Here is an 11,942-nt window from a genome sequence, read left to right as displayed (position 1 = left end):
CTTAAATCCTTTAAGTTCTATACTTTCTAGTCTAATAGTAAATCACCGCCGTAGTTTTTTCTTACATAGTTATCTATAAAATATTCTATATTAAATTCTAACTTATTATCCTTATATATAATATATTCTGTATCACTTGATTGAAATTTCAAATTTACCTTGTGTTTATCATAAAAATACTTCTTGTTGGCCTTATTATTTCCAGCTATTAAAGAGATATTGCGATTGTTGGCATAAATTGTAAATTCATCTTCAATATGATTATTATTTATAATGTCTTCAAGATATTTTTTATAAATCTCAGCTTCCACTAATTGCCTAAAAGCAGGATGAAATGGTCCTGACACAACATCTGCTCCTTCGTTTATATTTTCTGTTGGCTGAAGTCCAATTCTTATGATATTTATACCAGCAAATTTATAAAGCATTGCTGCATCAGCAGAAACTCTTATAGCCTCATCAATTGTAAGTGGCTTATATATGCCAGTATTATAAAGCATTTCTAGTTTTGTATCTTTAATTACAAGTGTAGGATATATCCTTACAATATCAGGCCCAATTTTTATGGATTTTATAACTGTATCTATAGTTTTATCAAAAGTATCATTAAAAAGTCCAGGCATTATCTGATGGCCTAGGGTAAATCCATAATCTTTTATCATTTTAGATGCTTTATAACTTGCTTTTACACTATGACCACGTTCGTTGGCATCTAATACTTTTTGATCAAGTGATTGGATACCTAGCTCAATAATATCAACCTGGTATTTTTTTAGAGTATCAAGAATAGAATTATTTATATAATCAGGTCTAGTTGAAAGTCTGATTCTATCAATAATTCCCTTCTCTTTATATTTTCTGGCAATTTCTAAGTATCCAACCATCACATCTGTGTCAAGTCCTGTAAAAGAGCCTCCAAAAAAGGCAATTTCTTTGATATTATCATTGTCAGGAAAGTATTCTAAATTTTTTTCAATCTCGCCTATGACTTTACTAGGATCCATTTTGTCCTTATAATTTGTAATTTTAATCTGATTACAAAAGGCACAATCATGTGGGCAACCTAAAAATGGTATAAAAATTGGAATAATATATTCTTTTTTAGTCATTTTTTATTCTTTCATAGGCATTTTTTGCTGCATTTTGCTCAGCTTTCTTCTTGTTTTTACCAATACCAGTTGCCAAAATTTTGTTACCAGCCTTTACTTGCATAGTAAATATTTTATCATGCTCAGGACCTTCTTGATTAATCAATGTATATTTTAGAATTTTTTTATCATGGGCATTGTGGTACTCTTGAAGTCTTGTTTTGTAGTCATTAAACATTGAGTCATCTTCAATTATTTCCTTGGCTGCTTCAGTATAATTTTCCACCAAAAAATTATACAAGTATTCAAAACCTGCATCTAAATAAATTGCAGCACAAACTGCTTCAAAAGTATCTGCTTTTACGTGTTTTTTTAGACCTCCACCATGCTGTTTTTCACCTTTTCCAAAATTTAAATAGCTAGTTAAGTCATATTTTTCGCTAGCTTTTGCAAAGGAGTCTGTACAAACAAGTCGGGATCTTGTTTTTGTAAGCCAGCCTTCAGGTTTGTTGTTGTAGTTTTTAAATAAAACCTCACTAACCACCAAATCCAAAACGCTATCTCCCAAAAACTCTAAACGTTCATTGCTTTTAGCTTTTGTTTTTGCCTCATTTGTATAGGATGAATGAGTAAAGGCTACATCTATCAACGATTTGTCGTTGAATGTGTAGCCAATCTTATCTTCAAATTCTTTAATTTGTTCGAGTCTTAATTTCGATATCATCAGATTTTACTTTCTATAAGACTTGCTATATCATCTAAAGTTTCTATTTCATCTAGCTCATCTTCTTCAAATTCTATGTCGTATTTTTCTTCTATAAGCATTATAAAATCAAGCATATCAATAGAATCGATATCAAGATCAGATAATTTTGTATTCATATCTAAATCATTAAAATCTATGTCAAGATTTTCATTTGCTAGTTTGATTAATTCATCAATTACCATTTAACTCTCCTTCGATTTTTTCTATAACATTCATTTCTATATAGTTAATCAGGCCTAGGATTGCATTTGAAAATGCTATTTCATTTGTGTTTCCATGGGCCTTGTATACATAAGATTTTACCCCAAGAAGTGGCGCTCCTCCAACTTCATCTGGGCTAAATTTATTTGCTAAAGATTTAATATCATTTTTTAGAATTGCACCAGCAATTTTATTTTTGGCAGATGAATAAATAATATTTTTAAGCTCTGATGCAAAAGTTTTTAATACTCCTTCAGTTGTTTTAATTGCAATATTTCCATCAAATCCATCTGCAACAATTACATTTACTTTACCGGTTAGGATATTTCGGGCTTCAATATTACCGGTAAAGTTCATATTTGATTCTTTTAATAGATTGTATGTTTCTTTTGTTAGAGTATTCCCCTTATGTTCTTCAACTCCAACATTTAACAGACCAATTTTAGGATTTGTAATATTCATTACATTTTCAAGATAAACCTTACCCATTAAGGCAAATTCATAAAGAAATTCTGGTTTGCAATCCATATTTGCACCAGTATCCATCAATAAAGTAATCTCATCATTAACTGAAGGGATGCTTGCTGCTAAACAGGCTCTTTTTATACCTGGAATTCTTCCAGAAAGAAATAATCCTCCTGCAAGCAAGGCTCCTGTAGAACCTGCAGAAATCACTCCATCATATCCTTCTTCTTTGGATTTTTCATAGGCTAAAACTATGGAAGCATCTTTTTTCTTTCTGATGGCTCTTACTGGGTCCTCATCATTTGAAACAAATTCATTTGTAGGAATTATTTCGTAATTTTTTATTCTATCGTGAATTAAAAGTTTTATTTCCCTATCATTTCCTATAAAAACAGGTGTAAAGTCACGTTTTTCAAGGGCTTTTACCGTACCATCTATGATTGGCTGTGCACCCGCATCTGCTCCGTAAGTATCAATTAATATTTTCATAATCTTCCTCATTTTTTGTATAAAAAAAGATAGTGCATAAACACTATCTTATTCTACATCAATTATTGCTTCGCCTTTATATTCTCCACAGTTTGGGCAAACTCTGTGTGGAAGTTTTGGCTCGTGGCAATTTGGACACTCAACATAGTTTGATCTGTTCAAAGTATAAGCTGAGGCTCTTCTTTTATTTTTTCTTGTTTTTGATGTTCTTCTTTTTGGTACTGCCATCGTTACACCTCCTCTTATCAGTTTTAGCAATCTTTTATATTATATATTGAGATATCCTATATGTCAAGGTTTTTATTTTACTAAATCTTGTGTATCCCTTGCAATCATAAGCTCTTCGTTTGTAGCGATTACCATAACTTTTACCTTAGAATCTTCTGTAGAAATTACATGTTCACCACCACGAACTTTGTTAGCTTCTTGGTCAATTTTGATACCAAATTGTTCAAATCCTTTTAGGGTGTCTTCTCTCATTTCGATTGAGTTTTCACCAATACCGCCTGTAAATACGATAGCATCAACTTTTTCAATTTCTGCCATGTATCCTGCTATATATCTTTTTGTTCTTGTTGTGAACATATCTAATGCAACTTGAGCTCTTTCGTTTCCTCCTTTTGCTGCATCTTCTAGGTCTCTAAAGTCAGAGCTTACACCTGATACTCCAAGTACACCTGATTCTTTGTTTAGGATATTATTGATTTCTCTAGCTGAAAGACCATCTTTTTCTTCGATATATGTTACAACTGCTGGATCTAGGTCACCAGATCTAGTTCCCATTACAAGACCTTCAAGTGGAGTAAGTCCCATTGTAGTATCAAATGATTTTCCTTCTTTAACAGCTGTTATAGATGAACCATTTCCTAAGTGAGCTGAAATAATGTTTGTTTCTTCAACTGATTTTCCTAATAAGTCAGCTGCTCTATTTGTAATATAATTGTGGCTTGTTCCGTGGAATCCATATTTTCTAATTGAATCTTCTTCATAGTATTTGTAGTCAATACCATAAAGATATGTTTTTGCAGGCATTGTTTGGTGGAAAGCTGTATCAAATACTGCAACATTTGGTACATTTGGTAGTAATTCTTCACAAGCTTTAAGTCCCATTAAGTTTGCTGGGTTGTGAAGTGGAGCAAATTTAGCTGCTTCGTTTATAGCATCTTTAACTTCATCTGTAATTAGTGCAGATTTTGTCATTTTTTCCCCACCATGAACGAATCTATGTCCAACAGCATCAATTTCTTCAAGGCTTTCGATTACACCATTTTCACTATCAATTAACGCATCAAATACATGAGAAACTGCTTCTGTATGGTTTTGCATAGCTTCTTCGATAACGAATTCGTCTCCATTATTTTTTTGAACTAGTCGGCTTCCTTCAATTCCAATTCTTTCTACAAGACCTTTTACCATTACCTCTTCATTTTCCATGTTAAAAAGTTGGTATTTAAGTGATGAACTTCCACAATTTATTACTAATATTTTCATTTTATCTCCTTATATTCTTTATACATACATTATACCTATAGCTTTTAAAATTTAAAATTAATAAGTACTTCTAATAATCATTTTAATACTTTTCTTATCATTTTCCAAATCATCATCTTCCTCAATCACTTTAAACCATAGTGCTGAATCAGATTTACTATCTCCTACACTAACATTTTCAAGGCTTACTTTGTATACATCCTGCAATTTCATATCCTCATCATAATATTTATGATAAATCTTTATGTAATAACTTTTTCCATTGTATAAAAAGTTTGCTGACTCATTCAATTCATAATTATCAGTTTTCTTTTTATCAGTTATTAAATCATTTTTTAGGATAATATCTCCTAATTTGTCATAATTTTCAACTAAATAACTATTCATTACAGACTCAGCTAAATAAATAGCTTGTTTTTTATTGTACAAGTCTCTAACATATTCACTTGTATTTTCATTTTGCCCATAAACAAATGTGATTGTAAGTGATAAAACTAAAAGTACAAATAGGGTCAATATAGATACAAATCCCTTTTTCATAATCTTTTACCTACATTAATTAAAGTTTCATATCTAAGTCTAGGATTGTCCTTATTTATAATAATCTTTACGGTTTCATTTCCTGCATCATAATATAAATAAAGGTCATTACATTTAGCAATTGGAACTTTGCTTGCTCGATAATTTACATATAGCTTGCTGTCATCCGAATCACCTTTATTTGATACATTTATGATTTCAGCATATAAAGTTTTTTCCTTAGTGGTTTGGCTATCATCAGTTAAAAATCTATAGGTAGATATATATTCTTTATTATCAGATTCTGATACGTTTACAAGATAAAATTTGCAGTTAGTCTCTCCAATATCATTTGTTAATTCGATTTTGTAGGCTCTTCTAATAACATTTTCTACATATGTAAACCCCAACGATGATGATTTATAGTCCAATTCATTGGCGTAAGTGTTTTTTGAAGCTTTAATACTAAGTACAAAAATTACGTAGGCTGTCACTATTAATAACGATGCAATAGCCAATGATGCAAGTAATTCAATTAGAGTAAATCCTTTTTTTCTCATTATTTACCTCTAAAAGCTCAAGTTCATAATTTTTATGTTTTACTTTTATTTTATCTAAGTCTTGGTTATAATTTGACCTTGTAACTATTATTTCAAATCCATTTACAAATTTTTTATTTGAGTCATAGTTTGGACTAGGATTATTTTTTTCATTTTCCATGGCTTCTTCTAGTGCAAAAATAATTTGTGGTTCGTTTTTTAATTCATTTGAAGACTTGATAAGGCTTTGCAAAGATGGGAGTAAAAAGGCAGCAATTAAGGCTAATATCCCCAATGCGATTATCGTTTCAATTAATGTAAAACCTTTTTTAAAGCTTTTCAATTCTAGACCTTCCTCCTACTGGTGCAATTATAAGTTTATAAATATTTTTATCTGAGTGATCAAATTTATATTTTATATAAAAATAGTCTGAACCTCCCACACTTCCTGTAGAATAAAAACGTACTTCAGATGTATAATCTCTTTGTAACTCTATATAACGTAGATTTTGAGTTTTTCTATAATTATCTCCAGATACAATCCTGTAGTTATTTCTATTAAGGAATATTATAGAAGTATTGCCCGTTGTATGGGCCTTGGCTTTTGCATATTGCAGATCATTTATTAAATTTTGAACTTCAATTTCAGTCTTAATTTTGTCTATAGAGTTGAATCTAAATAATCCAATCCCAAGTACTATAGACATTATTGCCAAAACCACTATTAATTCTATCAAAGTAAAACCACGTTTCTTCATAAATAGACCCCAGGTAGATTTAAAATGAGGAAGGATAAAAATATGTAAATACAAAATGGGATTGGTATTTTTAGCGTTTTATTTTTGTAGGCAATAAATATACCTGAAATAGCCCCTAGCCATATAGAAAATAGTACTAGATAAATTATTCTATTGTTTGGCAAGTAAAGAAATAGGGCTAGAAAAAAATATATGTCACCATCTCCCAAAGAATTTTGTGATACAAAATATATAAGCCCATATATAATTGAAAATAGAAGCACAGTTTTTATAAAACTAAAATCAAATCCTAGAAAATTATAACGGTATACTATGCCTATGATTGCTAATATGGAAATTTGGTTCATATAGATGTCAAAACTTTTAAAATCTATGACTGCCACAATCAGGGCAAGTAGTATTGCAAAGAAAAGCAATGTTGATTTGATTAATTCATCTGTATTTATAAATATCAGAGCCAATAATCCGACTATTATTTCTAAAATCAAATTTTCATATGAAATTTTATCCTTGCAATACCTGCATTTGCCTTTTAAAAATAAAAAGCTAAATATCGGAACTAAATCCCATGGATATAGCCTATGTCCACAAGATTCACAATGGCTAGGAGGGCTTATAATGCTTTCACCTTTGATTTTTCGATTTATAACTAGATTTGCAAATGATCCAAAGATTGCTCCTAGGAAAAATAATACAGGGTATATCACTTTTCTTGAGATTCTTCGAATGCATTCTCTTCTGGATTAACTGTAATAGTTTGCGGAGTGATTATGACAGTATATCCATCCGGAGTATTCCCACTAGAGTCCTTTAAACCAGAAGGAATTTCAGGCCATTTTTCTACATAGTTTTTATAGTCACCGTCTTTCGGCCAATTAACTTCTTTTTTATCTGTATTGCTCATTTCATTTCTTCTTAACATAGCAGCAGACTTTAACATTTGTACATTGCTCTTATGAGCAGCTTCCGCAGCAGCAAGTCTTGAATTATTGTATCTTGGAAGAGCTACTGCAGCCAAAATTCCTATAATTGCTATTACAATAACTAACTCTATTAAAGTAAATCCCTTTTTCTTTTTATTTTTCATCTTTTCTCCTAAAATCCAACCCCATTTACCGATTCAAATATTGGTAGGGCTATGGCAAACACTACAAAAGCAACTACTATACTCATTAAAATTATCATTACTGGTTCTGCAAGTGATGAAATATGACGGAGTTTATAGATATAATCTGTCGCAAAATACTCACTTGATTTTTCTAATGCTGATTTCATCTGTCCACTATCTTCCCCAATCTTTAACATTGAAATCAGAAGTGGAGAAAATATTTCTTTGCTAGATAAACTATCACTCAGGCTATGACCCTTCTTTAGGTCAAGAATAATTTGATTGAAAATTTCTTTTAAGTATTGATTTTTAAAAGATTCTTTAATAATCTCAAGGCTTGGTATTATGCCTACATCCCCCGCTTTTAAGATATAAAGTAAGGATGTAAATTGATATTCCAAACTCAACCTTCTATATTTAAAAAATGGTAGTTTAAGGAAATTAAGCTTATCTATTTTTAAACGTATTTGATCATCTTTTCTTAAAATCATAATGCATATGATTATAAGAATAAGAAATAAGAAAATATATATTCCATAATTTGAAAAAAATCTTGAAAGTCCCATCAAAATTTTTGTAGATATTGGCAAATCTTTGCCAAAAGACTCGAATATGCCTTCAAAAGTTGGCAAAACAAAATTCATTACGATTATAATTATTACAATCATTACTAATAAAAGCATAATAGGATATGTAAGTGCTTGTTTGATTATGTTTTTATTTTTGCTTTCTTCATTGATATAAGTGGATAGTTCATCCAATACTTCTGCCATATGGCCACTTTGATCCCCACTTTTTATAAAGGCAACTAACATGGGATTAAAATATTTTTTGTTACGGCTAAAAGCATCATTAATTGATAAGCCTTTAGATAAATCAAAATTTATTTGCTGAAGAGCTCTGCTTAATTTTTTATCCAACTTCTGTTCTTCAATTATCTTTAAACTCGTATCTAGAGGCATGCCTGATCCTATTAGCAAAGATAATTGTTTTAAAAATAAGGACATAATCCTACTATCAATCTTACTAGAGGATATATCCTTATTTAAAAATTCTTTTATTTTATTTAAATCTAAATTAGCCACACTACACTGTTAATAATTCTTTATTTTTCTTATCTGCTAATTGTTCTACTTCTTCGATATATTTATCTGTAATATTTTGAAGTTCTTCTTCAAGCGCAAATCTATCATCTTCAGTGATGTCTCCAGATTTTTCACTTTTTTTGACTTCATCCATTCCATCACGTCTTTTATTTCTTATAGAAATTTTTGCATCTTCTGCGTATTTTCCTACTTCTTTTGTATATTCTTTACGTCTTTCTTCTGTTAGAGCTGGGAATGGTAGTCTGATTACTTCACCATCATTTTGTGGATTGATGCCAGTATCTGCTTTAATAATTGCTTTTTCGATTGGTCCAACATTTGATTTATCCCAAGGCTTGATAACTAAAAGTCTAGCTTCTGGGATAGAAATTGTTGCAGCTTGGTTGATTGGTGTTTCATTTCCAAAATATGAAAATGTTATTCCATCCAAAACTGCTTCTGATGCACGGCCAGCTTTTATATTTGCAATTCTACCTTCAAATGACTCAACAGCTTGTTTCATGTCCTTATCAGCTGATGATTTAATTTCTTCATAATTCATTTAAAATTTCTCCTTTACAATTGTACCGATTGCTTCTTCTTCTGTGAAAATTTTTACCATATTGCTTGGATCATCGATTCCAAAAGCAATCAGTGGCATGCTATTATCCATAGCAAGGCTAGTTGCAGTGGTATCCATGATTTTGATTTCTTGTTGTAATATTTCTTTATAAGTTAATTTGTCATATTTTACTGCATTATCAAAAATATTTGGATCCTTGTCATATATTCCATCAGTACCCGTTTTTCCTAGAAGGATTACATCTGCATCAATTTCTAAAGCACGAAGGCTAGCTGTAGTATCTGTTGAAAAATATGGTAATCCAGTTCCTGCAGAAAAAATTACTATACGATTTTTCTCTAAGTGTCTAATAGCCCTGCGTCTGATATACGGTTCAGCAACTTCTTTCATATCTATGGCTGTCATAAGTCTAGTGTCCATACCCATCTCTTCAAGACTACCTTGGATCCTTAAACCATTCATAACAGTACCGAGCATACCAATAGTATCTGAGCTAGCTCTTTCTATTTGAGCTCCAGAACGACCCCTCCAAAAATTACCACCACCAACTACAATTGCTATTTCAACATCAAGCATATGAACTTTTTTGATAGATGCACAAATGTTTTCTATAACTTCATCATCAAATCCAAAGCCCTTGGTCCCTGCGAGGGCTTCGCCACTTAATTTTAATACAACTCTTTTAAATTTTTGCAAAACTGCCTCCTATTAATATAAATTATAACCTATTTTGGAAAATTTTAACATAGATTGTTAAATTAATTTGTAAAATATATTTTTCATAAAATTGGGCAAAAAAATAACCGTTGAACTAACAACGGTTTTTTATCTATTGGTGCGGGATAAAGGAGTTGAACCTTCACGAGAAATTCTCACTAGATCCTAAGTCTAGCGCGTCTGCCAATTCCGCCAATCCCGCATGGGGTGAGTAGTGAGATTCGAACTCACGGCCTCCTGGGCCACAACCAGGTGTCTTAACCAACTGGACCATACCCACCAGGTCATTACCCTTACTATTATACACTATATAAAATCTATGTCAAGTTTTTTTAATATAATTTTTACATTTACTTTACATAAGATTCAAAAGCATAATTAAAGGCCATCCATGCATTCTTAACTGCAAAAAATATTATAATACTTTTTGCTATAACTTGTCAAGCTTTTTTTGTAAGTTTTTTGATTTTTTTATTAATTAGTGTATTTTTGGGGATATATAGTAAAATAAAGTAGAGGTGAATTTGATGAAGAACAATAAAACTATATTAAAATTATTTGCAATAATTATTGCACTTGCAATGGTAACTCCTATTATTTATAGTGCTTATGCATCATTTGCTGGTCTATGATTATTGAGTCTATAGATTATTCTGATAAATACAATTTAGTGATACTTAGTATTTCAGGTGAAGATTTTAATATTTCCTATGACTTATATAATGATTTGCAATTAAATATTGATGACGAGCTTGATTTTGATGTATATAAGGAAATTCTAAGTGAAGATGAGTTTAATAGAGCAAAGAATTTTGCCCTTGGTAAAATTTCCTATGCTCAAAAAACTAGTTTTGAGATTGAAAAAATTTTAAAGGATAATAATTTTTCCAATGAGTCAATCCAAAAAACCATTGATTTTCTAAATGAATATGGGATTTTGAATGATGAACTTTTTGTAAAATCTTATGTTTCTGATAAGCACAATATATCAAAATGGGCAAAAAATAAAATTCGTTACTCCTTAAAAGCTAAGAAGATATCTGATGAATTAATTGATAATTATTTAAAAGAAATAGATGATGACGAAGAATACCAAAACGCCTACAATTTTGCTTTAAAAAAGGCTAGGAACGATTTTTCTATAGTAAACAAGCAGAAAGTTTACAGGTATTTATCTGGCAAGGGTTTTGAATTTGATATTATAAATAAGGTAGTTGGTGAACTTTTTAAATGACTTTTGGTTATGTTTATATTTTAAGATGCAAGGATAATTCTTTATATACTGGCTGGTGTGTTGATTTAGAAAAAAGATTGGCCTTACATAATTCTGGCAAGGGTGCCAAATACACCAGAGCAAGAGGGCCCTGCAAATTAGTTTATTACGAAGAAATATCAGATAAGTCAGAAGCCTTAAAAAGGGAAATAGCTATAAAAAAGTTATCTAAAACAAAAAAAGAGGACTTAGTTAGAAATTTTAATCTAACTTAGTCCTTATTTTTATTTTCTAAAACTAGCCTTTAATTTCTCAAAAAATCCTAATTTTGGTATTTCTACTTCCTTTCCAGCTATTAGGTTTTCGATTACATTTTTAAAATATTCACCATTTTTTACTGTTCCAAGATATTTAGAAGACTTTGCATCGATGGTATCCTTATGATTTCTTATATCAAAATCATCTGATGTTTTATTTATAAAAAATGCATCACTTTCATTTACTAATGCCAAATCATTTTCTCCAATAATATCAACTGAAGTTTTATTCGATATTAGATTTTTGTCTACACCATCTATAACTACAAAATCATAGGATATGTTATTTAAAAGATTATTGATGTCTTCCCCTTTGATTTCATATTTATCTTCTAAAAGAGGACTTATGATAAAGTCTAGATTATCATTTTCATGGACTAGAACTCTCTCAAGAGGTGCTAGTCCTGTGAAATAATCTGCCAAGTCATAGGTTATCATTCCATCTTTTTGGAAATAGTCCTCTATATTTGATGTTGTAGCGCGTTTTCCTTGGATCAATAATACTTTATTATTTTGTTGTAAGTATTCAGCTAAATTTACTGAAAAATCTGTTTTCCCAATAGCTTTTGGGCCATTTATAACATAAACTTTCATTATTTCTTC

General features: G+C 30.5%; 18 protein-coding genes and 2 tRNA genes. 2 read left to right on the top strand and 18 right to left on the bottom strand.

Annotated elements, in window-relative coordinates:
• Positions 1-26: 26 nt before the first annotated feature.
• From OC526_RS04955 to OC526_RS04875, 17 genes are all read right to left on the bottom strand, one after another.
• Complete coding sequence (locus tag OC526_RS04955; RefSeq protein ID WP_262122496.1) at positions 27-1,109, bottom strand: elongator complex protein 3; 1,083 nt, start codon at positions 1,107-1,109, stop codon at positions 27-29.
• On the bottom strand, positions 1,102-1,815 hold the full coding sequence (gene rnc / locus OC526_RS04950) for a ribonuclease III (protein ID WP_262122704.1): 714 nt from the start codon (positions 1,813-1,815) through the stop codon (positions 1,102-1,104). Before rnc ends, OC526_RS04955 begins: the two co-directional genes overlap by 8 nt.
• A complete protein-coding gene (locus OC526_RS04945) occupies positions 1,812-2,036 on the bottom strand; it encodes an acyl carrier protein (RefSeq protein WP_262122495.1) in 225 nt (74 codons plus the stop codon). Before OC526_RS04945 ends, rnc begins: the two co-directional genes overlap by 4 nt.
• Positions 2,026-3,009, bottom strand: coding sequence for a phosphate acyltransferase PlsX (gene plsX / locus OC526_RS04940; protein ID WP_262122493.1), 984 nt, complete (start codon positions 3,007-3,009; stop codon positions 2,026-2,028). The genes OC526_RS04945 and plsX overlap by 11 nt, the downstream gene beginning before the upstream one ends.
• 48 nt (positions 3,010-3,057) lie before the next feature.
• A complete protein-coding gene (gene rpmF / locus OC526_RS04935) occupies positions 3,058-3,237 on the bottom strand; it encodes a 50S ribosomal protein L32 (RefSeq protein WP_262122492.1) in 180 nt (59 codons plus the stop codon).
• A 72-nt stretch (positions 3,238-3,309) separates the two neighbouring features.
• Positions 3,310-4,500: an acetate/propionate family kinase gene (locus tag OC526_RS04930; protein ID WP_262122490.1), complete on the bottom strand. Its 1,191-nt coding sequence runs from the start codon at positions 4,498-4,500 to the stop codon at positions 3,310-3,312.
• A gap of 57 nt (positions 4,501-4,557) precedes the next feature.
• Positions 4,558-5,040 (bottom strand): hypothetical protein, encoded by a 483-nt coding sequence (locus tag OC526_RS04925; protein WP_262122488.1) that lies wholly within the window; start codon positions 5,038-5,040, stop codon positions 4,558-4,560.
• Entirely contained in the window at positions 5,037-5,579 is a 543-nt protein-coding gene (locus tag OC526_RS04920) for a PilW family protein (RefSeq protein WP_262122487.1), read from the bottom strand. Before OC526_RS04920 ends, OC526_RS04925 begins: the two co-directional genes overlap by 4 nt.
• Positions 5,551-5,901: a competence type IV pilus minor pilin ComGE gene (gene comGE, locus OC526_RS04915; RefSeq protein ID WP_262122485.1), complete on the bottom strand. Its 351-nt coding sequence runs from the start codon at positions 5,899-5,901 to the stop codon at positions 5,551-5,553. Before comGE ends, OC526_RS04920 begins: the two co-directional genes overlap by 29 nt.
• Positions 5,888-6,316, bottom strand: coding sequence for a Tfp pilus assembly protein FimT/FimU (locus OC526_RS04910; protein ID WP_262122484.1), 429 nt, complete (start codon positions 6,314-6,316; stop codon positions 5,888-5,890). The genes comGE and OC526_RS04910 overlap by 14 nt, the downstream gene beginning before the upstream one ends.
• Entirely contained in the window at positions 6,313-7,023 is a 711-nt protein-coding gene (locus OC526_RS04905) for a prepilin peptidase (RefSeq protein ID WP_262122483.1), read from the bottom strand. Before OC526_RS04905 ends, OC526_RS04910 begins: the two co-directional genes overlap by 4 nt.
• Positions 7,020-7,403 carry a type II secretion system protein gene (locus tag OC526_RS08325; protein ID WP_316043774.1) on the bottom strand — a complete coding sequence of 128 codons (384 nt, stop codon included), beginning with the start codon at positions 7,401-7,403 and terminating at the stop codon, positions 7,020-7,022. The genes OC526_RS04905 and OC526_RS08325 overlap by 4 nt, the downstream gene beginning before the upstream one ends.
• Before the next feature lie 8 nt (positions 7,404-7,411).
• Complete coding sequence (locus OC526_RS04895; protein WP_262122481.1) at positions 7,412-8,509, bottom strand: type II secretion system F family protein; 1,098 nt, start codon at positions 8,507-8,509, stop codon at positions 7,412-7,414.
• A gap of 1 nt (position 8,510) precedes the next feature.
• The gene (gene frr, locus OC526_RS04890) at positions 8,511-9,071 is read right to left on the bottom strand and encodes a ribosome recycling factor (RefSeq protein WP_262122480.1); all 561 of its coding nucleotides are present in this window, start codon (positions 9,069-9,071) and stop codon (positions 8,511-8,513) included.
• Positions 9,072-9,788, bottom strand: a complete 717-nt coding sequence (gene pyrH, locus OC526_RS04885) for a UMP kinase (RefSeq protein ID WP_262122478.1) — start codon at positions 9,786-9,788, stop codon at positions 9,072-9,074.
• Positions 9,789-9,925: 137 nt separating this feature from the next.
• Positions 9,926-10,011 (bottom strand) — tRNA-Leu (locus tag OC526_RS04880).
• 1 nt (position 10,012) lies between these two features.
• A tRNA-His gene (locus tag OC526_RS04875) sits at positions 10,013-10,089 on the bottom strand.
• A gap of 348 nt (positions 10,090-10,437) precedes the next feature.
• Here OC526_RS04875 and OC526_RS04870 point away from each other — a divergent pair.
• A complete protein-coding gene (locus OC526_RS04870) occupies positions 10,438-11,043 on the top strand; it encodes a regulatory protein RecX (protein ID WP_262122477.1) in 606 nt (201 codons plus the stop codon).
• Positions 11,040-11,297, top strand: coding sequence for a GIY-YIG nuclease family protein (locus OC526_RS04865; protein WP_262122476.1), 258 nt, complete (start codon positions 11,040-11,042; stop codon positions 11,295-11,297). The genes OC526_RS04870 and OC526_RS04865 overlap by 4 nt, the downstream gene beginning before the upstream one ends.
• 9 nt (positions 11,298-11,306) lie before the next feature.
• Here the strand turns inward: OC526_RS04865 and OC526_RS04860 are convergent, their stop codons facing one another.
• A complete protein-coding gene (locus tag OC526_RS04860; RefSeq protein WP_262122475.1) occupies positions 11,307-11,933 on the bottom strand; it encodes a hypothetical protein in 627 nt (208 codons plus the stop codon).
• Positions 11,934-11,942: the final 9 nt, after the last annotated feature.

The organism is Anaerococcus sp. Marseille-Q5996, assembly GCF_946893725.1.
GTDB classification, from domain to species: Bacteria; Bacillota; Clostridia; order Tissierellales; family Peptoniphilaceae; genus Anaerococcus; species Anaerococcus martiniensis.
The sequence above is the reverse complement of the archived record's forward strand: the minus strand, read 5'-3'. Positions and strand labels throughout refer to the sequence as shown.